General features: G+C 43.3%; 21 protein-coding genes, 1 pseudogene and 1 riboswitch. Of the genes and pseudogenes, 18 read left to right on the top strand and 4 right to left on the bottom strand.

Features of this window, described 5'->3' with window-relative positions; all coding sequences use genetic code 11:
* The first annotated feature begins 7 nt into the window (after nt 1-7).
* The 10 genes and pseudogenes from ASD40_RS00470 to ASD40_RS39320 form a co-directional block, all read left to right on the top strand.
* The gene (locus ASD40_RS00470; protein WP_057301397.1) at nt 8-790 is read left to right on the top strand and encodes a phytanoyl-CoA dioxygenase family protein; all 783 of its coding nucleotides are present in this window, start codon (nt 8-10) and stop codon (nt 788-790) included.
* A gap of 221 nt (nt 791-1,011) precedes the next feature.
* Nucleotides 1,012-1,770: a class I SAM-dependent methyltransferase gene (locus tag ASD40_RS00465; protein ID WP_057301396.1), complete on the top strand. Its 759-nt coding sequence runs from the start codon at nt 1,012-1,014 to the stop codon at nt 1,768-1,770.
* 149 nt (nt 1,771-1,919) lie between these two features.
* Nucleotides 1,920-2,558, top strand: a complete 639-nt coding sequence (locus ASD40_RS00460; RefSeq protein ID WP_057301395.1) for a ThuA domain-containing protein — start codon at nt 1,920-1,922, stop codon at nt 2,556-2,558.
* A 55-nt stretch (nt 2,559-2,613) separates the two neighbouring features.
* Nucleotides 2,614-3,804 carry an alanyl-tRNA editing protein gene (locus tag ASD40_RS00455; RefSeq protein ID WP_057301394.1) on the top strand — a complete coding sequence of 397 codons (1,191 nt, stop codon included), beginning with the start codon at nt 2,614-2,616 and terminating at the stop codon, nt 3,802-3,804.
* 170 nt (nt 3,805-3,974) lie between these two features.
* Nucleotides 3,975-4,055, top strand: a riboswitch (cyclic di-GMP riboswitch).
* 116 nt (nt 4,056-4,171) lie between these two features.
* Nucleotides 4,172-4,255 (top strand): putative holin-like toxin, encoded by an 84-nt coding sequence (locus ASD40_RS39325; protein WP_367618672.1) that lies wholly within the window; start codon nt 4,172-4,174, stop codon nt 4,253-4,255.
* Between the two features lie 244 nt (nt 4,256-4,499).
* Nucleotides 4,500-5,462 (top strand): S8 family peptidase, encoded by a 963-nt coding sequence (locus tag ASD40_RS00450; RefSeq protein ID WP_057301393.1) that lies wholly within the window; start codon nt 4,500-4,502, stop codon nt 5,460-5,462.
* Complete coding sequence (locus ASD40_RS00445; RefSeq protein ID WP_057301392.1) at nt 5,459-6,253, top strand: endonuclease I family protein; 795 nt, start codon at nt 5,459-5,461, stop codon at nt 6,251-6,253. Before ASD40_RS00450 ends, ASD40_RS00445 begins: the two co-directional genes overlap by 4 nt.
* Nucleotides 6,254-6,333: 80 nt before the next feature.
* Nucleotides 6,334-6,498 (top strand): DUF4025 domain-containing protein, encoded by a 165-nt coding sequence (locus ASD40_RS36935; protein WP_162251184.1) that lies wholly within the window; start codon nt 6,334-6,336, stop codon nt 6,496-6,498.
* A gap of 322 nt (nt 6,499-6,820) precedes the next feature.
* Nucleotides 6,821-7,318: a DinB family protein gene (locus tag ASD40_RS00440; protein WP_057301391.1), complete on the top strand. Its 498-nt coding sequence runs from the start codon at nt 6,821-6,823 to the stop codon at nt 7,316-7,318.
* A 531-nt stretch (nt 7,319-7,849) separates the two neighbouring features.
* Nucleotides 7,850-8,002 (top strand): annotated as a pseudogene (locus ASD40_RS39320) (transposase); the annotation flags it as partial.
* Between the two features lie 166 nt (nt 8,003-8,168).
* Here ASD40_RS39320 and ASD40_RS00435 read toward each other — a convergent pair.
* A complete protein-coding gene (locus ASD40_RS00435) occupies nt 8,169-9,425 on the bottom strand; it encodes a sensor histidine kinase (protein ID WP_057301390.1) in 1,257 nt (418 codons plus the stop codon).
* Nucleotides 9,426-9,707: 282 nt separating this feature from the next.
* Between ASD40_RS00435 and ASD40_RS00425 the strand changes: the two genes are divergently transcribed.
* The 4 genes from ASD40_RS00425 to ASD40_RS39315 are packed head-to-tail and all read left to right on the top strand — an operon-like array spanning nt 9,708 to nt 13,885.
* Complete coding sequence (locus tag ASD40_RS00425; protein WP_057301672.1) at nt 9,708-11,363, top strand: spore germination protein; 1,656 nt, start codon at nt 9,708-9,710, stop codon at nt 11,361-11,363.
* On the top strand, nt 11,311-12,432 hold the full coding sequence (locus ASD40_RS00420; RefSeq protein WP_057301388.1) for a GerAB/ArcD/ProY family transporter: 1,122 nt from the start codon (nt 11,311-11,313) through the stop codon (nt 12,430-12,432). Before ASD40_RS00425 ends, ASD40_RS00420 begins: the two co-directional genes overlap by 53 nt.
* On the top strand, nt 12,404-13,627 hold the full coding sequence (locus ASD40_RS00415) for a Ger(x)C family spore germination protein (protein ID WP_057301387.1): 1,224 nt from the start codon (nt 12,404-12,406) through the stop codon (nt 13,625-13,627). Before ASD40_RS00420 ends, ASD40_RS00415 begins: the two co-directional genes overlap by 29 nt.
* Before the next feature lie 57 nt (nt 13,628-13,684).
* Nucleotides 13,685-13,885, top strand: coding sequence for a CLC_0170 family protein (locus ASD40_RS39315; protein ID WP_057301386.1), 201 nt, complete (start codon nt 13,685-13,687; stop codon nt 13,883-13,885).
* 93 nt (nt 13,886-13,978) lie between these two features.
* On the opposite strand, the gene fabF is transcribed toward ASD40_RS39315, so the two are convergent.
* On the bottom strand, nt 13,979-15,214 hold the full coding sequence (gene fabF / locus ASD40_RS00405) for a beta-ketoacyl-ACP synthase II (RefSeq protein WP_057301385.1): 1,236 nt from the start codon (nt 15,212-15,214) through the stop codon (nt 13,979-13,981).
* A gap of 118 nt (nt 15,215-15,332) precedes the next feature.
* On the opposite strand from fabF, the gene ASD40_RS00400 reads away from it, so the two are divergent.
* The 4 genes from ASD40_RS00400 (at nt 15,333) to ASD40_RS00385 (ending at nt 19,332) form a co-directional block, all read left to right on the top strand.
* Nucleotides 15,333-16,187: a helix-turn-helix transcriptional regulator gene (locus tag ASD40_RS00400; protein ID WP_057301384.1), complete on the top strand. Its 855-nt coding sequence runs from the start codon at nt 15,333-15,335 to the stop codon at nt 16,185-16,187.
* A 279-nt stretch (nt 16,188-16,466) separates the two neighbouring features.
* Nucleotides 16,467-17,522: a fatty acid desaturase gene (locus tag ASD40_RS00395; protein ID WP_057301383.1), complete on the top strand. Its 1,056-nt coding sequence runs from the start codon at nt 16,467-16,469 to the stop codon at nt 17,520-17,522.
* 77 nt (nt 17,523-17,599) lie between these two features.
* Nucleotides 17,600-18,736, top strand: a complete 1,137-nt coding sequence (locus ASD40_RS00390) for a sensor histidine kinase (protein ID WP_057301382.1) — start codon at nt 17,600-17,602, stop codon at nt 18,734-18,736.
* Nucleotides 18,733-19,332, top strand: coding sequence for a response regulator transcription factor (locus ASD40_RS00385; RefSeq protein ID WP_029197103.1), 600 nt, complete (start codon nt 18,733-18,735; stop codon nt 19,330-19,332). Before ASD40_RS00390 ends, ASD40_RS00385 begins: the two co-directional genes overlap by 4 nt.
* An 89-nt stretch (nt 19,333-19,421) precedes the next feature.
* Here the strand turns inward: ASD40_RS00385 and ASD40_RS00380 are convergent, their stop codons facing one another.
* Both ASD40_RS00380 and ASD40_RS00375 read right to left on the bottom strand, forming a co-directional pair.
* Nucleotides 19,422-19,964 (bottom strand): NADPH-dependent FMN reductase, encoded by a 543-nt coding sequence (locus tag ASD40_RS00380; protein WP_057301381.1) that lies wholly within the window; start codon nt 19,962-19,964, stop codon nt 19,422-19,424.
* 134 nt (nt 19,965-20,098) lie between these two features.
* Nucleotides 20,099-20,479, bottom strand: a complete 381-nt coding sequence (locus ASD40_RS00375) for a hypothetical protein (protein ID WP_063870683.1) — start codon at nt 20,477-20,479, stop codon at nt 20,099-20,101.
* Nucleotides 20,480-20,510 lie beyond the last annotated feature (31 nt).

The raw sequence follows: 20,510 nt of genomic DNA, 5'->3' as shown, positions 1-20,510 counted from the left end.
CTTTACTATGAATCCTATTTCTAATCCAGGAGAATTGACAGAGCTCGATCGGTTTATGTTTGAATCATGGGGCTATCTGATTATTCCTAACGTACTCTCAGAAGATGAGGTGAAGGAATGCCTTGAAGCATCCATCCGCTTACACGAGTCAGCCGATTCAAAAGGTTGGGCACAGGTCGGAAAAGGCTATGAAACGGAAGCCGCTTTGGAGCGATTGATTGATCATCCCGCAATATTGCCTAAAGTTAGGGCGCTTTACGGAGATCGCTTCATTTTACAGTCCGCATGGTGTACCAAACAGCCGGCTTTCGGCGGGGTGGGGGGATGGCATCAGGATGGGTCAGGAGCCTACGAATTTAGTAAACTCGGCTATCCGATTCCTTTGATTCAGCTACGAGCTTCTTTCTTATTGACCGACCAATCCTTTCCTAGAACGGGGAATATGGAGATGATCCCAGGAAGCCATAGAAGCCAAGCGCAGCTTCCGGATGCGATTAGATCAGCCAAAGATGATGTGCCAATTGGTCATGTCGTCTGTGCTCCGGCGGGATCGGTATTATTTTTTCATAATGCTGTTTGGCATCGGACTTTCGCTCATGATGGTGATTACGACCGATATACCATGCACTATATCTATAGTCCGCCATGGGTTCGATGCTCAGATCGTTTCGAGAATAATCAAGAGTTCTTAGACCGCACAACGTCAACACGCCGTTATTTAATGGGGCAATTTGTAAGACCGGATGCTCCCTTCGGAGCTAGTTATCTTGCCGAATTCGAGAATAGTTGAAGTTGTTAAAAAGGTTGAATGGCCGCGAATTTAGCGGTCGTTTTTTGTGTTGTAAAGCCATGTATTTGTTATGGACTTTTGTCAAATAATTGAATATGATAAAGATGTATATCATGAAACATTGTTTCACCATGTGAAACGAAAATCGTAGTTTCTTTACTTAACAACAGTTGGCCGCTTTGTTTGTAGATGGGTATTTTATCTGATGGGAGAGGTATGAGATGAATAATCATAAAGACCGTTTTTCAAATCGCGTTGATACCTATGTGAAATTCCGCCCGAGTTATCCGAAAGAGGCTATTGATTATTTGTACGACGTCGTTGGTCTGCGCGCAAAGGCATTAGTTGCGGACATCGGCGCAGGGACAGGTATTTTTTCAAAGCTGCTCTTACAAAGAGGGAGCCAAGTCATCGCTGTTGAACCGAATCAAGCGATGCGGGAAGCCGCTGAGCAAATGTTAAGCGCAGATGCAAATTTTCGTACCGTATCGGGGTCTGCTGAAGCGACTGGTCTGCCAGATAAGTCCGTCGATTTTATCGTTTGTGCCCAAGCTTTTCACTGGTTTGATCGCACGGCTGCACAAGCCGAATTCCATCGGATTCTAAAGCCGGGCGGGAAGGTGCTATTGATCTGGAACTCGCGTTTGGAACATGGCAATGCATTCAGAGAAGAGTACGACTTACTGCTCCGTACTTTCGGAAGCGATTACGAAAAAGTTACTCATAAAAATATTTCGCAGGAAACGCTGGCGTCTTTCTTCAAGAACGATAGTATGCAGGTTGAACGATTCGCAATTACTCAGGTTTTCGATTTTGAAGGTTTGAAGGGACGGTTGATGTCATCTTCCTACATTCCCGTACCTGAGCACCCCAATTTTGCGCCGATGATGACGGAACTGCAGAATATATTTGAACGGCATGAGCAGGATGGAAATGTGTTTTTCGACTATGAAACCGAGGTATATTGGGGAGAGGTTTAGTAGAACGCGATCACCAATACGGGGGAGGACGTTCAAATGCCGAACAATAAAACGGCTTGTGTAACCGGTACGGATAGAGGGGGATAGGTCTAGCGATTACGAAGTCATTATTGCGAGAAGGGTGAAACAAAAGGTGGGGAGAAGAGCGCATGAGTGATAAAACGAATGTACTTTTGGTTGGTGACTACTCAGATGCCCCATGGCATCCATTGGAACCCGCCCAGGAGGAGCTTAGCGGGATTCTTGGCGAAGATTTTCTGATTACGAGTACGGAGGACTATAACTGTTTCACGGAATTGGCTCGGAAACAATTTCCACTTTGCATATCCTATACGGATTGCTGGAACCGTGATCTAACTCCGCAACAAACCGCAGGCCTGATTCAATTTGTGGCGAGTGGTGGCGGCTTACTTGTGATCCATAATGGCATTTCGGTTCAACGCAGCTACGAGTTGATCCAGTTGATCGGTGCAAAGTTTACAAGCCACCCGTCTTACCAATCTCTAGATTATTACAGATCTGTTGAAGATCATCCATTGCTCGAGGGTGTCGAGGACTTCAGCCTGGAGGAAGAGCCGTATATGTTCGATTTTGACCCTTTTACCATGAAAACCGTTTTTCTAGAGTACGAATTTGATGGAAACAGGTATCCAGCAGCCTGGGAACAAGCCTACGGTCTGGGAAAAGTTATCTATTTACAACCCGGGCATCATGCTCCATCATTTAAACCGGAAGCTTACAGGCGTCTAGTGCTCAACAGCGCACGTTGGTTAAGCACTTGTAGTTAAATTAGCTAAATGATAAAAGCCTTTGTAATGGCTAGCAAGCAGAAAGGAATTCGCCATGTCCACAAAACTATATTACAATTCCGCTTATGTAACCGAATGGCAAACGGACATACACCAAATGCTTGAAAGAGAAGATGGGTATTATGTCATCCTGAAGGAGACAGCTTTTTACCCACACGGGGGCGGACAGCCCTGCGATGTTGGGCATATTAACGGGATTCCTGTGCTTGATGTGATCACTGAAGAAGATGAAGTACTGCACAAGTTGGAACGTTTGCCCGATGAGAGCAAGGTGACTTGCCAGCTCGATTGGACTATAAGATTCGACCATATGCAGCAGCACAGTGGCCAGCATCTGCTCTCTGCTGTGTGCCGAGACCTCTATCAGGCCATGACGGTAAGCTTTCATTTGGGTAATGATTATGCCACCATCGATGTAGAACAGCCAGAACTGACGCTTAACCAGCTTGCTTCAATCGAGAACGAAGTAAACCGGCAAATTTACTTGAACAACAGCATTGTTAGTTATTTTATTACCCAAGAAGAAGTAGCTCAATTGCAGCTAGTTAAACAGCCCAAAGTAACGGATCATATTCGAATTGTTGAGATAAAAGGCGTAGAATACAATGCTTGCGGTGGGACACATGTCTCATCAACGGGCGAAATTGGCATGATTAAGCTGCTGAAAGCAGAAAAACAAAAGGGAAACACTCGGATATACTTCTTATGCGGGTATCGCGCCCTGAAGGAGTTTAATGAAAGTCAGCGGATATTGGGTGCGTTGTCATCCAAATTCAACACCGGTAAAGACGAGATTATCGACCGAATTGAGAAGTGGGAAAATGAACAGAAGCACCTGCAGGCTGAATTGGCTGCACTCAAAGAGAAAAACAACGCTTATGTAGCGCAGGAGCTGTTATCAAATAGTGATGGCAAACTGATAGCAAGTGTTTTTGAAGACAAGACGCTTAAAGATTTGCAAAGCCTGGCGGTGAAGCTAGCTTCGGAAAGTGAGACACCTGTGCTGCTCGCTACTATTGCGGAGAACAAAGTTATTCTTGCTAACGACAGTAGTTCTCCACTTTCTTGTGGAGCCTTCTTCAAAGAATATGTAGGTAACTACAATGGGAAAGGCGGAGGTAGCGATATCATCGCACAGGCAGGATTCCATACCTGGGAGGAAGCCTTTGCTTTCTATGAGTTCGCAAGACAACAGGTTAATGAGAACTTAAGGGCGGAGATTTAGCATACATTGCTTTTGAACTACTCGGATGACGATTTTCTGGGATCCGGTGTATTTCTTGATTAAGTTCGACAAATTCATTGAATGCACTTACAATCTATAATGTGTCTAACTCCCTATATTCTTATATAAAAATTAGGCATATAATAGATTTACAGTATATAGAAGTCTACCCACGATAATGGCAAAACCGTTTAAAGGCGGTGACGCAAAGCTAGAGGGGCTAAGGGAAACTATGCCAGCCAGCTATTACATGAGGGTAGGCTTTTTCTGTCCAAAATGACTCTTTGTAGACACTTTTGTTAGATACTAGGCCACCCGGATCTCCCTTTCGTCAGGAAGGAGGAGGGTAAAGGTGAAACCAGATGAAATGATAAAGTTGATTCTTCAATTTGGGAGTTTCCTCTTGGCATTGTTAACTTTTATAGCGTTAATTATTGTTAGAATACACTAAAAAACCTACCCCTTCGCCGCTAAACGATCAGGTAGGTGTGTATGAACCATTAGCCCCAGGAGGTCCCAAAGCCAATGTATCTAAAAAACAGGAGTGTTGGTAGCACTCTTGTTTTTTTTAGCAAAATATAACGATATGTTAAAAATGTTCCCCCAAATAATAGCATAGAGATAACCCGTCGATCAACATCAAATTTGAATGAATCAAGCTTTATTATTTTAATCCTAATTAGGAGGAAATTAAAATGGAGCGACAAGTGCATGTGATTCCGTTTCAAGTTCTTGAGAAGATTGAACAGGTCAACGAAATTCCTAAAGGTGTGGAAATGATTCAGGCCCCCAAAATCTGGGATCAAACCAAAGGCAAGGGGATAACGGTTGCCATACTGGATACCGGCTGTGATATCACCCACCCTGACTTAAAAGAACGTATTGTCGGCGGAATTAATTTTACGAATGATGATGGAGGCAAGACGGATGTATACAAAGATTATAACGGTCATGGAACACATGTTGCTGGAACAATCGCTGCGACAAAAAATAATAATGGTGTTGTCGGTGTAGCACCTGAAGCCAATCTGCTTATTATTAAGGTTCTTGATAAAAATGGTTCTGGTCAATACGAGTGGATAATTAATGGCATTAACTATGCGATTGAACAAAAAGCGGATATTATCTCCATGTCCCTTGGAGGTCCAGAAAATCTTCCTGCGTTACACGAAGCTATTCAAAAAGCCGTAGCATCCAACATTGTTGTGATTTGTGCGGCAGGTAATGAAGGCGATGGTGTTGATTCTACAGACGAGTTTGACTACCCAGGATCTTATAACGAAGTCATAAGCGTAGGTGCAATTGACTTGGAGAGACACTCTTCCAATTTTTCTAATTCGAATAATGAAGTCGATCTAGTGGGCCCTGGAGAAAAAATTTTATCAACCTATTTAAACGGAACTTATGCAACATTAAGCGGAACTTCTATGGCAACTCCACATGTCGCTGGAGCAATGGCGCTAATAAAGGTACTGGTGAATGCAAGTTTCGAGCGAAATCTCACAGAGCGTGAGCTGTATGCTCAATTAATAAAAAGAACTGTACCCCTAGGGAATTCTCCAAAACTTGAAGGCAATGGGCTTGTCTATTTAAATGTAATGGACGAGCTATCCGAAGTATTTAATCCCAAATTTGTTGCTAAATTACTGAGCTTATGATGAATAGCCTTGAATTATTGACCGCAGAACGGGAGAAAGCAATTGCAGACTATTTGGCTTATAGCGTTAACCGCGTTTATTATGATGAGCAAAAGGATAAAGAAATCCAACATATTTATTATCTAAATAGTTCATTTGAAAGAGACGGTATTTCTCATTTATTAGAAAAAACGCACCAGAATAAGCTATTTTACTCTCCTTATCGTTATGTGTATCCATGGGTTGATATTCATGAGAATAAGAAACTTAAAAGCATTTATTCCGGGAGAGGGATGGATCCGCTCGTTGCCATTGAGGAAGATATTCAAATGCTTAAAAACACCGTAAGTGGAAACATAACAAGCTTATCTGCTGAAAATATGTTGAATTGTGAACATGTTGTACCTCAATCATGGTTTGATAAGCAGGAACCGATGAGGGGAGATTTACATCATTTATTTGCTTGCGAACCCACATGCAATAGTCGCCGTGGAAACCATCCTTATTATGATTTTCTTGATTATGTTCCGGAAAGTCGTGCTTTAGGAATAACGGAAGGCTGTGGAAAGTTACAAGAAGAAAAGTTTGAGCCTGAATACGGGAAGGGAATTGTCGCTAGGGCTACTATGTATTTTATTACCAGATATCCAAACATAATAAATAATTACGTTGACCTGCAGCTATTAATCAAGTGGCATCAGCAATTTCCGGTATCTCTTTATGAAAAGCACAGAAACTTGGCTATTTATGAATTGCAGGGGAACCGAAATCCGTTTATTGACTTTCCACACTTAGGAGAAATATTTAAATAAGATATGCAAATAGTAGAGAATAAGAACAGTCTGAAAGTACAAACTATATTGGATATAACAGGAAAATGGAGGTGAATGAGGTGGAAAATGATAAGGATTCACGCGACAAAAAATTAGAAGGCAGCTCCCTTACACAAGAACAAATTTCGGATGTGTATGCAGCGGGAACGAGTGACGGTATACACCAGCTTGCAGAGGGGAAGGTCAAAATAACGGACGAGCCTTTTGATTCCAGGCAAAAATAACAAGAAGCCTTGACCGCTTGTCGGTTAAGGCTTTTTAAAATGTAAAAAAATAGGGGTGAACAACATGGTGAGAGTTAGAGGAGTAAAACGATGAATGATGCTGTTGTAACTACAATAACAAAAGCAGAAAGCACTTATTCCATTTTACAAGAGTAAGGAATTTACCGACGTAGTTTCATTAAATTATTGCACAGCTAAAGTTGGTGTAACACCTTAAAGTGATTTACGCTAGTTACTTGACCTCCAAAATATTCCATGGTACATTAAAAGTGTATCTCGTTATTTTGGTACTTACAAATGTGCGATTTAAGGAGGATATGAAATGAATAAGGTCGAGCTGTTGCTTCACGGATGGGATAGCTGTTATGAGAAGGAAGACTGGTATCCGCCACTAACGGATGCGCTTAAAGAGTTAACTGCAGAGCAAGCTAATTGGCGGCCAGAGGGAGAACATGTCAACACAATCTGGGAAAATGTCCATCATCTAATTTTTTATAAAGAACGATTATTGAAAAGAATGACAGGCGAAGAATCCGATTATCCTGAGGAAATAACCAATGATGATACTTTTGCCGTGAGGTCAATGTCGACTAAGGATTGGCAAGAAACCTTGGACCGTTTGAAATCCGTTCATCAGGGGATTCGTGATCGGATCTCGAATTGGGAAGAGGAAGAATTCGAGCACATTTTCCCCAATCGAACTCTGCCCGTTGGCCGTTGGGTGAATAGCCTCATCATGCATGATGCTTATCACACGGGACAGATCATGTTCATTCGCAAGCTGCAGGGGTCTTGGCCATCTCGTCGTTCTTTTGACTAGTTGATTGAGTAAAGGAAGCCATAAAGTGGAATGAAGGGGCTGTCACCAAAGTGGATAAAATCTACTTGAGGACTGCCCCTTTATTAAGTGTTGGCTGTCCAAAAAGTCGCCGAAGATGTCTGAGAGATAGGCTTTACGACAAAACAACGGCCATGTTAGTTTGGGACAGTCCCATTCAGCTTTCGTGACGTTAGATGGGCTATAGGATTACGAATGTTGTATTCTCTACAACAATTCACATGCCAAAAGGCTATTTTGCAACTTGAAGTTGCAGTTTGTACAACATTTTGAGCCCACTTGTTGCGATGTGGGCCTGTATAGGACCAAATTGTTGTACACAATGCAACAACGGTGTGAGGATGGCGAGATTTAGGCAGCTAATGTTGCACTTTCTGCAACATCTTTCAATTGCGAATATGGAAAAGAGCATATAGGACATGGGATTTCGATTAAGGGGCGTCCCAAGTCATAAATGACTGAGGGGCAGCTATTCAAAAAAGGACATTCCCTCCAATCATCTCGTTTGTGTGTGAAGAACTCCACAGCGAAGAAGGCTACACGCTAGCGTTTCGACGTATGATCGAGCTGGAGCCAGCGTTTGATGATCGGAAGAACAATCGTGGTTTCAAAAGGTTCATGCTTTGAGGCTTACCCAAAGTAAGTCTGGAGGTAGGGTGGCTTTAGCTTGCCCACAACTTACTGAAGAAAGCGGCGGTGGACGCCAAAAACAAAGGAGCTAAGCACATACAAGTGCTTAGCTCCTTTTTCATTCAAATATTCACTATTTTTAAACAATTGGATCTGTCCCACACATCTATCATGTTACTTTTGAAACTAATAAAGAGAATAGTCAGTTGGTTAATGGTAACGAGATAACGAATTCTGTTCCTTTTCCTAATGTACTTCGAACATTTACAGCACCGTTCATCGAACGGATTAATTGATAGGAGGTGGTTAGTCCTAATCCTGTCCCTTTGCTTTTTGTTGAAAAATAAATGGTCCCAAGCCGCTCAAGCTGCTCGCTGCTCATGCCAACCCCGTTATCATGTATGGTTATCTTAGCATAGAGTTGAGATTCGGTGTCCAAACGAATGACGACTTTTCCCCTTGAGATATATGAGCAAGCCTCGATGGCATTTTTTATAAAATTAATAAGTAGCTGTTTGATTTCATTTGGATTCGAAGATATATAAAGTTCTTGCCCCTGATTGAGTACCTCTAATGCGACGTTATTCATGTTAGCGTATGGTGTCATGATATCTATAACGGAGTTCAACTGCGGCACAAGATCCATTTGTTCATAAATTGGAGTGCTAGGTTTAGCTATGGATAGGTATTCGGAAAGAATAACTTCCGTACGCTTCATTTCTTCAACACAAATATCAATGTAATAGTTGGTCTTTTCTTTTGAGAGAGAATCATTACGAATTAATTTCAGGAATCCAATTACGGCTGTAAGCGGATTGCGCACTTCATGGGCAAGCGAGGCGGCGACATGAGCGATGGTTTCAACTTTTTCGTTTTGAAGATATTTCTGGAATAGCTGCTTATCCGAAACAGCCTTATTGAAAAGGGAAATCAATAGCCAAATACCCAAGGAATTTTGGACGGGCATAGCTAGGATATTAAACGTCAAGTTCTCGACTATATATTTACGTTCAGTTACCAACATGACGCAAATAGGTATAAATGAAAAGCTTAACCCAGCTAGGAAAGTTATTAGGTTTCGGTACTCGGAGCGTCGGCGATATAAGATGGCTAATAGGGCAGATAAGTTGAATGTAATCACAAGAATAATCATCGCTGAAAGTAGTCCTTGTCCACCAATTAGTACGCGGTACAAGACAAACTCAACAAGCAATATAAGTCCAGTAGTCATGCCGCCGTAAACCATTCCAAAAAACATGATCACGTAACGGATGTCAAAAATGATTCCGTTCTGCACGCTAGAATGAAAGGTCATAGACATAAATAGGCAAATCATACACGTTATATTGATAAACCGTTTTGAATAGTTTGCGGTTTTATCACGGTAGTAGATGTTATATAGAACAAAGGGAGTTAGGGCGAACAGTAATTGCAGCAAAACATCTTTAATATAAAGCATAATGGCCCCCTCGCCAGTTCGAAAATAATTTACCATACAGTTATTCGATGTATCTATGGAAACTTCCTCTTTGGAGTTACGTTAGGAAAGGCTCTTCCGTACAGATTACCTATTCTCATGTATATTATTGGGAAAATGGATAAAAATACGGAGAAGGAAATGAAAGGGAATCCGGAAGAATAGATCATCTTGGGACTGTTTTCAGGAGGCGGTGTTAGCGTGGCTATGTGGCAATGGTATAAACGAAGGTCTATAAAAGTAGCTCAGAGCCAGCAACCTCGTATGATTCCGCCGAAGGGGCCGCCTGCTCATCAGGTTTTGGAGGAAAATGAAGAAGGGAAAATCACGCCACTTCTCGAAGAGACGATTTCATTCGTTGATAAAATACTTGGTGAAAACGACGATTTTGTTATGCACCGGTTTCGTATATTTGATCAGTACCCGGCTGTGCTTTTGTATTTCTCCGACTTAATTGAGAAGCAGTATTTAAATGAGCATATTTTAAAACCGTTGATGTTATCGTCGACTAACAAACAGGGGAAAGCGAAGGAAAGCCGGCCCTTAAAGGAGGTATTATTTCGAGATACACTGTATGCCTGTGAAGGGAGAACAGAAAAACAGTTATCTGAGATTATCCAAGCTGTTGTACAAGGAGAAACGGTTCTTGTAGTGGACGGGATGGAGGATGCGCTGCTATTTAGTACACGAAATGTGGACAAGCGTTCGATCACTCAACCTGAAACGGAGCAGGTTATCCGCGGAGCACGAGAAGGATTTATCGAAATGTTGGGTACGAACCTTTCCTTGCTTCGTTACCGCCTCCCGACACCGGATCTACGGGTAAAAACGCTTCGAATAGGGCGTATAACCAAATCTAAAGTAGCTATCTGTTACTTGGATGGGATTGTTAATCCCCAACTTGTTGAAGAGGTGTTCAGACGATTAGCCTTGATAGATATTGATGGGATTCTTGATGTTGGGTACTTGGAGCAGTTTATCGAGGATAATCATTTATCCCCGTTCCCGCAGATCCAAAATACGGAACGCCCGGATAAGGCTGTCGCCAATCTTCTGGAAGGCAGGGTTATTCTGCTGGTCGACGGTTCCCCCTTTGCGCTCATATTGCCAACCGTGTTCAGTCAGTTTTACCAAACGGTCGAAGATTACTCGGAACGATTTCTACTGGTCAGCTTTATTCGGCTAGCGCGGCTGGTAGCTCTTGTTTTTTCCTTGATTTTCCCTTCGTTATATGTAGCTCTGATTTCTTTTAATCCGGAGCTCATACCAACAGAGTTTGCTGTAGCCGTTGCGGGCGGGAGAGCCGGAGTGCCTTTTCCATCTCTAATTGAAGTTCTGGTCATGGAGGTTTCCATGGAGGTGCTGAGGGAAGCGACTCTACGGCTGCCCCAGCAGGTTGGGGGAGCGCTATCGATTGTCGGTGTGCTAGTCGTTGGACAAGCAGCGGTTGCGGCTGGATTCATCAGTCCCATTACGGTCGTAATCATCGCCTTAACAACGATCGGTTCTTTTGCCACACCGGCGTACAACGCGGCGTTGGCGTTAAGGATGCTGCGCTTTCCGCTTGTGATTTTGGCCGGGATGTTTGGCTTGTACGGCGTGATGATCGGGCTTATCCTGATCGCCAACCATATGCTCTCCTTAAAATCGTTCGGGGTGCCTTACTTGAGTCCGATTGTCCCAGGAAATTTCCAAGGGATGAAGGATACATTGGCTCGGCTGCCACTCTGGTCCATGCCAAAGAGACCGGCACTCTTGCATACGCCAAATGATACCCGTCTGGGAATGAAAACGAAGAAAATGAAGCATCCGCAAAGCAATACCTTAGATCCATTGAAAGTAGGCAATACAAGGAGGGACATAGAAGATGGAGTATCCTCGTCAAGTAACAATGATTCAAGCAGCGATAATTCTAATTAGCACGATTATTGGTGTTGGTGTATTAGCACTTTCGCTTTTTGCTGTTAGAGCTGCCGATTCGGGGGCGCCGCTCGTAACCTTTATAGGTATCTTAATCGGTTCTCTTGGGCTTTGGCTAGTTACCGTACTCGGCATGCGCTTTCCAACTCAAACGATTATTGAATATAGTGAAGTTCTGATCGGTAAATGGACGGCTCGGGTATTCAGTGTCTTAATCATCGTTTTCTTTTCCGTACTTACAGCACTCGCTTCGCGCGAATTCGGTGAAGTCGTAGTGACTTCCGTATTAACGAAAACGCCGCTGGAAGTGACTGTTATTGTGATGCTGTTGTTAGCTGCGGTTTCCTCGCGTGCTGATATGACAACCTTTACCTATTTCCATCATTTTTATTTCCCGCTTATTGTATTCCCGCTTGTATTGATCGTCGTTCTATCGCTAAAAAATGCGCAAATGGTCAATTTATTGCCAATATGGGGGAATGAGCCGAGCGGCATGTCAAAAGGAATCCTTACCATGGCTGCCTTGTTTCAAGGGTCATTCGTTATGACCATCGTAATTCCTGCTATGCGTAAGCCGGATAGAGCGATGTTGGCAAGCTTAGTAGGCATGTTGATTTCGGGGGGACTCTACTTACTCATTGTAGTTGCTACAGTTGGCGTATTTGGTGCAGAGGAAATTAAGAATTTAGTTTGGCCTACCTTGGAATTAGCCAAAACTACATCATTGCCGGCTAACATCCTGGAGAGGTTGGATGGCGCTTTTCTTGCCGTTTGGGTCACAGCGGTATTTACAACATTGCTGTCGACCTATTACTTGGCTATTCACTTTCTAAGCCAACTGTTACATTTGCGCGATCACAAGCTTTTCTCATTTTTTCTCATTCCTTTCATCTATGTCATTGCCATGTTTCCCCAAAACCTACTTCAGATGTATGGCATTATTCAAGTTGTTGGTCGTTGGGGACTGGTCATCACGGTCTTCTATCCTTTGGTTCTACTGATCGTAGCCCTCATTCGCAAGAAAAAGAAGGGGAGTCGGGGTGATCAGCGTGTGGCGAAAACGGATTAGCCGTATTCTAATTTTTCTATTCCTTTTACCAATGCTTACGGGATGCTGGGATCGTTTGGAAATCGAAGATCGAGCTGTTATTTTAGCCATTGCCATCGATGAGGCCAAACCGCAAGAAGCGAATGAAAGCAGCAATGCAACCCAAATCCTTAAAAATCCTAAGTCGAATAAAGGATTAATACGTATCACCGTACAAATTGCCGTTCCGGGACGCATTCCTTTGGGGACGGGAGGTACTGGAGGCGTACCAGCCGGGCAGAAACCAGTCTGGGTGCTGAGCAGCGTTGGGAGTACCATCAATGATTCTTTGATGAATCTACAGCAGCAATTGGCGGATCGCTTGTTTTTTGGTCATTTGCGTGTAATCGTAGTGTCAGAAGCGATGGCACGGAAAGGGATCGAAAATGAGAAAGATTTCTTCCGTCGTCAGCCTCAGGTAAGAAGAACAGTTTGGATGGTTGTGTCCAAAGGGAAGGCTTCAGATATCATGAGAGCTACTCCCCAATTGGAACGTGTTCCCACCTTATATCTAGTGGCCACTCTAGATCGTGCCAAGGAAATGGGTAAACTTCCAAATAATTTCCTAGGCGTTTTCTATAGTGCTAGTTCAGCTAAAGGACAGGAAGGGTCTCTCCCGTATCTGGATTTGAAGAAAGAATCTAACATTGAAATCGCCGGATTGGCTTATTTTAGAGGTGATAAAATGGAGGGAATCACTACGCCACTGCAAATTGGTCACTTTATGGCAATGAAGCAAATCAATCCTGGAGGATACAGCGTCATTACACAGATACCCGGTTCAGAAACATCTGTCATGTTTCAATCTACGCATCGTAAAGCGAAAATTACTACGGAGATCATAAACGGTAAAATTCATGCCAAAGTTGTGAGTCAAATCGAAGGAGATTTACGGGAAAAATCGGATGAAAATTTGACGCTAACGAAGGAAACGATTAAAAAATTAGAGCAATCCATAGAAAAGGACGGGAAAATAGGGTTTGAAAAACTAATTCACCAGACCCAAAAGGACGGTTGCGACATTTTCGGTTTCGGGGAAGACGTGCGTGCTTTCCATCCTTCCTATTGGAATAGGGAAATTAAAACGAAGCAGAAATGGGAAGATATGTATCGTGAAATGTCCGTTGAGGTAAGCCTACGTATAAATATTCGACGAATTGGCACGAAAACCAAATAAGCTTAGTTCCATACTAGGAGTTTTACGACCGCGGCTCGGGTGAGAAGGGGTTCGACAATGATTACCTTTAACTATTACACGGTTTTGTTGTTACTAATTTCTGGGATCCTCATTTTAAGTTTCGATGTTAGACTCTATGCGAAGACTGGTATGATCAAAGAAAAAAAAGGTGCCCTTCTTACAGGGTGGCTCAGTATAGCCCTCGCTTTCATTTCATTTTGCACCTACTATATTTATGAGAAATGGTTCTGGCACTAGACTTCCTGAATCAGTTAAGGAATAAACCTAATCCATTTCGTTATGCTGAACGGATTAGGTTTATTTGGTATTAGAGTAGAAGGAAGGGATTACTTACTCATGTTTTTTGAAAATGAGGACGGCGTTATGCCCGCCAAATCCAAATGAACTGGACAGGCCATATTGAAGTTCAGCCCGTCTTGCAACGAGTGGAACGTAATCAAGATCACACTTGGGATCTGGATTTTCTAGATTAATTGTCGGAGGGATGAGGCCGTCCTGTAAGGTTTTGATCAGTGCGACAGCTTCTACACCGCCAGCTGCGCCAAGCATATGGCCGAGCATGGACTTGTTTGCGCTGATCGGCACGTCATACGCGCCGCGACCAAGCAGCCGCTTGATGGCGAGCGTCTCTGAAAGATCGCCAGCGATCGTGCTCGTTGCGTGAGCGTTGATCGTGTCGATCTCCGCCGCGGCGATTCCCGCGTCGGCGATCGCTTCGCGCATGGCTCGGTAGGCCCCCGAGCCTTCAGGATCGGTCGCCACGATGTGATAGGCGTCCGAGGTCGATCCATAGCCGACGAGCTCGGCATGGATCCGCGCCCCCCGCCGCTCGGCATGCTCGAGCGACTCCAGCACGAGCACGCCGGCGCCTTCGGCGGCGACGAAGCCGTCCCGCTCCGCGTCGAACGGGCGGCTTGCCTGCTCCGGCGCGTCACAGCGCGTCGACAGCGCCGTCGCATTGCCGAAGCCCGCCAGCGCGAGGTCGGTGACCGTCGCTTCGGCGCCGCCGGCAATGACGGCGTCTGCGCCTCCGCGCTGGATAAGCTTGAAAGCTTCGCCAATGGCATTATTGCCCGTGGCGCAAGCGGTCACTGGAGCTAGTGAGGGGCCCTTGGCTCCGAATAGGATACTGACCTGTGCCGCCGCCATATTGGCGATCATCATAGGTACAACGGTTGGACTCACGCGGCTAGGTCCACGGGTCAGTAACGTCCGATAATTATCCAGAATCGTTTGGATACCGCCAATTCCAGAGCCAATATAGACACCGATTCGTTCCTCATTCGTGGAATCAATGATTAATGCCGCATCATCAAGTGCTTGCTTGGCCGCTGCAACGGCAAATTGGCAGTATCGGTCCATTCGGCGTACATCTCGCCGACCAACAGCTGCTTCTGCATCAAAATTTCGAACAACACCAGCAAAATTGGTTTTATAATCTGTTACATCCATATGATCTATTTTGGTAATACCTGATCTACCATCCGTAAGATTCCCCCAGAACGTATCCACCTGATTACCAATGGGTGTAATGACGCCCATTCCTGTCACAACTACACGTTTCATTTGTTATTCCTCCTAATGGTTTGCTTTCCATTAGATTGTCACAATTTTTATCCTATTACAAGTTACGGTTTATACTGGTATAATAGCTTCTATGATAAATGCGTAGGAGGATTATGGCGTGGATACAAAGGAACGGTTACAGGCTCTATCCGAATTTTTAACTACACATCGTGCTAGAATTCAACCCAGTGAAGCTGGAGTGCTTGGCGGGAGCCGTAGACGAACACCTGGCTTGCGCAGAGAAGAAGTTGCTTCAATTGCTGGTGTCAGCACGACTTGGTATACATGGTTAGAGCAGGGTAGAGATATCAAAATGTCCGTGCAAGTATTGGACCGTATTGCTTTAGCTTTGCAGCTTAATGAGGATGAGCGCCAGTATCTCTTCATGCTGGCTCTCGAGCAGCCGGCACCGACCACATTTGTAGATCATATACCTACGATCAGCCCGGCTTTAAGCAGAATACTGACAGAACTTCACGATTGCCCCACGATTATTTCAGATCGTAGATGTAATATTGTTGGATGGAATCAAGCAGCCGCGGCTATATTTCTAGATTTTGCGATTATTCCTGTAGAGCAAAGAAATATGATATGGCTGCTTTTTACACGTAAAGAATTAAAGGCTCTGGCTGTAAACTGGCATGATTTTGTAAAGGGATTCTTGGCGATGTTTCGATCTTATTATGGGCAGTATGTGGGAGATAACTGGTACAGTGAGTTTATCGAGCAGATCAGTGAGCAGAGCCAGGATTTTAAAACTTTTTGGAACCAAAGTGATGTGAGTTCAGCCCCCGAAGTGTTCATTGAATTCAGGCATGCCAAAGTGGGAAAGATGCTGTTCGATTTGACAACGCTTCAAGTACAAGGGCGTACCGATTTAAGATGTAGTGTGTATACACCTTCTCCCGGTTCGGATACCGATTCGAAAGTCAGACTTTTGATGAGCAAATTAGTAGATCAGGACCATGACTAATTTGTTTTAACAATTTTCAATGCATATCGCATAAAGCGGGACTGCGTCTAAAATAAGAATGTTATATGTAACTTCAAATCCAAGTGAAAAAGTGCTGCTATTTCGTTATTTTACGGAGTAGCGGCACTTTTTTTTGACATAGGACATGACATTTATCATACTCGCTACTTGACGTTTATGACTACAACGAAATGAAAGCGATATCTATAATGAAGATAGGATATTGCGACTTACGTTGACAACATGAGCCGCTTACCATACCCGAGGAGGAACTCTACAATGACCCAATCTACGCTATCCAATTTAAAAAAACAGGTTGCCCCTTATGAAAAATCAAATACGAAGGCCAGTGTTAAACAGCTGCTCAACACCTTAGGACCTTTATTGCTGCTGTGGTATGCTGCATATCTAAGCCTATCGGTATCTTATTGGATAACATTGCCGATTACGTTCATTGCTTCCGGGTTTGTTATACGGACTTTTATCATTTTCCATGATTGTTGTCACCAATCGTTCTTCAAAAGCCGTCGAGCTAACGAAATCATCGGTACGATAACGGGGATCCTTACACTCTTTCCTTATCAACAATGGAAAAACAGTCATTCAATTCATCATGCAACGAGCAGTAACCTCGAGAAACGCGGTACAGGTGATATGTGGGTTCTTACTGTCGATGAATATGCGGCGTCTCCATTATTGCGCAAAGTTGCCTATCGATTATATCGGAATCCTTTCATTATGTTTGGACTTGGCCCTATCTTTTTATTCCTATTTACGAACCGCTTTAATACAAAAGGTGCGAAGCGTAAGGAAAGAATTAGTACTTACTTGACTAATGTTTCCATCATCGGTTTATATGCATTTATGTGCTGGGCAATTGGATGGCAGTCGTTTGTTATGATCCAAGCTCCGCTCGTTTTCGTAGCCGGCTTGCTGGGGATTTGGTTGTTCTATGTACAGCATCAGTTTGAGGATTCCTACTTTGAGAACGAAGAGGAGTGGAGTTATGTGAAAGCCGCGGTAGATGGAAGCTCTTATTACAAGCTGCCCAAGCTTTTGCAATGGATAACCGGAAATATTGGGTTTCATCATGTGCATCATTTGAGTCCAAAAGTGCCAAATTATAACTTGGAGAAGGCGCATAATGCAACTCCTCCGCTGCAAAAAGCAACGACGATTACTATTAGCACGAGTCTGCAATCGTTACGTTTCCGTCTTTGGGACGAGCAGAACAAAACGTTTGTCGGTTATAAAAATAAAAAACAGGTGCTCCCTAACCAAGATAAGCAAGATTCTTTGGGGAATAACTTAAAAGTCCGTAAATCGGTCATATAAGGTAAATAATCCAGTCCATACATGTTTATGTTAAAATAGAATGAAATCAACAACGAAGAAAAAGAGGGTAAGGGACCATGCAAAAGTGGCATCAGATTTTTCATAAAAAAACAGGTCTTAGTCCGTATGTATGGGTTGTCTTTTACATCCTCCCTTTTTACTTCATATTTCGTTCTTCTGCTACTTACCAAATCGTATTAGGCACTAGCATGATTATTGTTTTCTTTATCTGCTACGTGCTTTCCTTTGTCTCTAAAGGCTGGCTTATGTACTTCTGGTCGAGTGTACAAATTCTGATTTCAATTACCATGACCTTACTTTTTAGTTATGTATATTTCTCGCTGTTTTTAGCCTTTTTTATTGGCAATATTCAAAATCGAGCCGGATTTATTACGTTGTACACCATTCATCTAGTCAGTACTATTGTAACGATCAACTATGGATTTGTATCCCAAAACCCTGTTTATATTACGCAGCTGCCGTTTGTCATCATTAACGTGATTGGCGTAATTCTCCTTCCAGTCACCACGTACAACCGAAACAGAAGCGATAAACTGCAGGGACAGCTAGAGGACGCAAATAAACGAATTTCCGAGCTTGTAAAGTTGGAAGAACGCCAAAGAATAGCCCGCGACTTACATGATACACTGGGTCAGAAGCTCTCATTAATTGGCTTAAAGAGTGATTTGGCGGGGAAATTAATTAGCAAAAACCCGACGAAAGCACAAATTGAAATCAATGATGTTCGGCAGACGGCTAGAAGTGCATTGAAGGAAGTGCGAGAAATGGTTACATCCATGCGGGGTACTAGACTCGAGGATGAGATGTTTCGCGTTAAGCAGATTTTGAAGGCTGCTGAGATCGACCTTATTTTGGAAGGGGATCCTCAGTTAACCAACACTTCATTAATGAACGAGAATGTGGTGAGTATGTGCTTAAAAGAAGCCATAACCAATATTATTAAACATAGCAGTGCATCTACCTGTTCGATCTCCATTGAGCCATCACAATCCGATTTGGTTATCAAGGTGGGGGACAATGGGGTCGGCATGGCCAAAGAATCTGTTGTTTTACTTGGAAATGGACTGCGCGGCATGAAAGAGCGGCTTGAGTTTGTGAACGGATGCATGGAAATTGTTTCAAACCAAGGAACGACGATCGTTATTAAAGTGCCGAATGTCTTCAAACCACCGGAAAGGGAGGCGGGGATATGATTCGAATTGTAATTGCCGAGGACCAACGAATGCTGCTTGGCGCACTTGCTTCTTTGCTGGATTTGGAAGAAGATATGCAGGTCGTTGGTACAGCAAGCAATGGCGAGGATGCTGTGAGATTGGTTCATCTTCATAAGCCGGATATTTGTATCATGGATATTGAGATGCCAGTCAAGAGCGGATTAGACGCGGCAGAGGAACTTAAGGGATTTGGCTGCAAGGTGATGATACTGACTACGTTTGCCCGTTCCGGATATTTTGAAAGAGCTGTGAAGGCAGGTGCCAACGGTTATTTGTTGAAAGATAGCCCGAGTGAGGAACTCGCTACTTCGATTCGCAGTATCATGGCCGGACGCCGCATCTATGCCTCAGAGTTAGTAGATGACGCATATGGGGAAGAAAATCCATTGACCGAGCGTGAGAAGGAAGTACTGATCTTGATAGCCGACGGTAAAAATACGAAGGAAATCGCTGATCAAATGTATATAACCACAGGAACCGTCCGCAACTACATTTCTGTCATCCTTGATAAACTCAATGTAAGCAATCGTATTGAGGCTATTATGCGTTTTAAAGAAAAAGGATGGTTCAAGTAATAAATATGGCTAAAGAGAGCTTCGAGAACTCGGAGCTCTTTTTATTTTTCATAATAACAAAACATCAGGAATAAGAGGGAGAATCTGACTTAAGTAGAAGCCTCAACAAGACTTTCAAGCAGGGACCTTAAGCCTGTTTCGGTTAATGCATCAGTAATGAAGCCTTCTTTATTAAGTTTTAAGTTAATATGGGGTATCATCATAGTTCCCGCCTCAACAATTTTGGCATTGATCATGTTCAGCGTCAGGAGAATGGAATCATGCGCTTTGTCACCACCCATTGGAGTGGGAGACGCTGTGACTACCGCTGTCGGTTTATTCATAAACTGACCTGATGAAACTAACCAGTCCAGCGCATTTTTCAAAGCCCCAGGTACTCCATTCCCATACTCAGGTGTGCATATAAGAACGGCATCCGCTTCGTTTAGTCGTGTGCGCAGAACATGGACTGATTCTGGACCGTCATCGATGTCAAGATCGGGGTTAAAATGCGGTAGATCACCTAAACCGTTGTATACAGTAAAGACAATATTTTCTTGAGCTAAACCTATAATAGCATGCATAAGAGCTGTATTTGAAGACTTTTGGCGAAGACTTCCCGAAATAGCTAACACTTTTACTGCTTTCTCCATCTGAAATCATCTCATTTCTTTGGTTGTTTCTTTAATCTTACATTGCAAGGTAGTCGAAAGTAAAATAACACAAAGAGAGCAGATGCTGTCGCGGTCTGCTCGTAAATGAAACAATTTCAGCTAAAATAGTGATGCTATTTTATTCTTATTAAGCTTCGTTGAAGCACCGTATCCCCTTCTTGCGGAGTAAAGGGCGCATTCGTAACACCCGTTACATTCGTTACTAACTTGCGGTCATTGGGCTGTGTAATGCGAACCTCATATTTAAACCTTACCTTGGACACGTCTGCAAACAAGAAAACCGATTTATTAGATCCTACCTTTACTGTACACTTTTTTGTGTTGCAAGGACTTACCTTCAAGGGGATCGGTGAACCAGTAGACCAGTCAAACACTTGTACCGTTACCCTGCGGGAGCACTTTTTATTGAAGTTAACAACATCGACTAGGGCAAACTTGGTTTTATTCGGTCTCCGCAAAATACCAGTTGAGAATGTAACTCGCTTCGCATTCATCCTATCACTTCTCCTTCCTTTATTTATATAG

It is taken from the genome of Paenibacillus sp. Root444D2, assembly GCF_001426375.1.
Lineage (GTDB): Bacteria > Bacillota > Bacilli > Paenibacillales > NBRC-103111 > Paenibacillus_E.
Note: the sequence above shows the minus strand (reverse complement) of the source record. Positions and strands in the feature narration are given on the sequence as shown.

Coding starts and splice junctions, on each gene's coding strand:
- ASD40_RS00375 (WP_063870683.1), bottom strand. CDS start 20,479: ATGAATGCGAAGCGAGTTACATTCTCAACTGGTATTTTGCGGAGACCG.
- ASD40_RS00390 (WP_057301382.1), top strand. CDS start 17,600: ATGCAAAAGTGGCATCAGATTTTTCATAAAAAAACAGGTCTTAGTCCG.
- ASD40_RS00465 (WP_057301396.1), top strand. CDS start 1,012: ATGAATAATCATAAAGACCGTTTTTCAAATCGCGTTGATACCTATGTG.
- ASD40_RS00425 (WP_057301672.1), top strand. CDS start 9,708: ATGATTCCGCCGAAGGGGCCGCCTGCTCATCAGGTTTTGGAGGAAAAT.
- ASD40_RS00450 (WP_057301393.1), top strand. CDS start 4,500: ATGGAGCGACAAGTGCATGTGATTCCGTTTCAAGTTCTTGAGAAGATT.
- ASD40_RS00440 (WP_057301391.1), top strand. CDS start 6,821: ATGAATAAGGTCGAGCTGTTGCTTCACGGATGGGATAGCTGTTATGAG.
- ASD40_RS00385 (WP_029197103.1), top strand. CDS start 18,733: ATGATTCGAATTGTAATTGCCGAGGACCAACGAATGCTGCTTGGCGCA.
- ASD40_RS00455 (WP_057301394.1), top strand. CDS start 2,614: ATGTCCACAAAACTATATTACAATTCCGCTTATGTAACCGAATGGCAA.
- ASD40_RS00435 (WP_057301390.1), bottom strand. CDS start 9,425: ATGCTTTATATTAAAGATGTTTTGCTGCAATTACTGTTCGCCCTAACT.
- ASD40_RS00395 (WP_057301383.1), top strand. CDS start 16,467: ATGACCCAATCTACGCTATCCAATTTAAAAAAACAGGTTGCCCCTTAT.
- ASD40_RS00460 (WP_057301395.1), top strand. CDS start 1,920: ATGAGTGATAAAACGAATGTACTTTTGGTTGGTGACTACTCAGATGCC.
- ASD40_RS00470 (WP_057301397.1), top strand. CDS start 8: ATGAATCCTATTTCTAATCCAGGAGAATTGACAGAGCTCGATCGGTTT.
- ASD40_RS00445 (WP_057301392.1), top strand. CDS start 5,459: ATGATGAATAGCCTTGAATTATTGACCGCAGAACGGGAGAAAGCAATT.
- fabF (WP_057301385.1), bottom strand. CDS start 15,214: ATGAAACGTGTAGTTGTGACAGGAATGGGCGTCATTACACCCATTGGT.
- ASD40_RS00380 (WP_057301381.1), bottom strand. CDS start 19,964: ATGGAGAAAGCAGTAAAAGTGTTAGCTATTTCGGGAAGTCTTCGCCAA.
- ASD40_RS00420 (WP_057301388.1), top strand. CDS start 11,311: ATGGAGTATCCTCGTCAAGTAACAATGATTCAAGCAGCGATAATTCTA.
- ASD40_RS39315 (WP_057301386.1), top strand. CDS start 13,685: ATGATTACCTTTAACTATTACACGGTTTTGTTGTTACTAATTTCTGGG.
- ASD40_RS39325 (WP_367618672.1), top strand. CDS start 4,172: ATGATAAAGTTGATTCTTCAATTTGGGAGTTTCCTCTTGGCATTGTTA.